We start from the raw sequence: 634 nt of genomic DNA, 5'->3' as shown, positions 1-634 counted from the left end.
CTGACCACGCCCGTGCCAGCGTTGAAACCAGTAATCGTCAGCGTGCTGCCCAGCGGCGTGGTGATCGATTGCGGGAAACCTGCGGCGACGCCATTGGTCACCACGGCAATTCCACCAACAGTCAGCGTGGTGACGCCGTCCAGTGCAGTGATGGTGAACGTGCCGTTTTGCGTCAGCGCGCCAGTGTCCGGGGCGCTGCCGTCGCTGAGGTTTTTTTCGTAAACCGTGAGCTCGCCGCCAGCGACGTTCAGGCCATCGATGGTGACTGGATCGTCGTTGTTGTGGATCTGCAGAACCAAATTGGCGCTGCTGCTATCGCCGTCGGCATCGGTGATTGTGTAGGCGAACGTTTCGGTTCCGTTGCCACCGCCGGTCAAGGCTTTGAAATCAGCATCGCTGGTATTCAGGGTGTAGGTGTAAGTGCCGTCGGCGTTCAGAACCAATGTACCGAAAGTACCAGTGAAAGTGCCCGGCGTAACCGGGCCGGTAGGTACGCGGTCGGCACCTTGCACGTCGTTGGTCAGGACGTTGCCGGTCAGGGTCAGTTGGCTTTCTGTGGCAGTGCCGTTGCTGTCATCGTTGGCTTTCGGCAGGTCGTCGACGATGTTTACGTCCAGCGTGCCGGTGGCCGTCG

General features: G+C 60.1%; 1 protein-coding gene. It reads right to left on the bottom strand.

Annotated features, from left to right (window positions below):
• The coding region (locus OQK_RS01315; RefSeq protein WP_038860345.1) for a VCBS domain-containing protein at positions 1–634 on the bottom strand (634 nt) is incomplete at both ends.

The sequence above is a fragment of the Pseudomonas sp. R62 genome, assembly GCF_000257605.1.
Classification (GTDB): domain Bacteria; phylum Pseudomonadota; class Gammaproteobacteria; order Pseudomonadales; family Pseudomonadaceae; genus Aquipseudomonas; species Aquipseudomonas atacamensis.
This window is presented reverse-complemented; position numbering and strand designations above follow the sequence as displayed.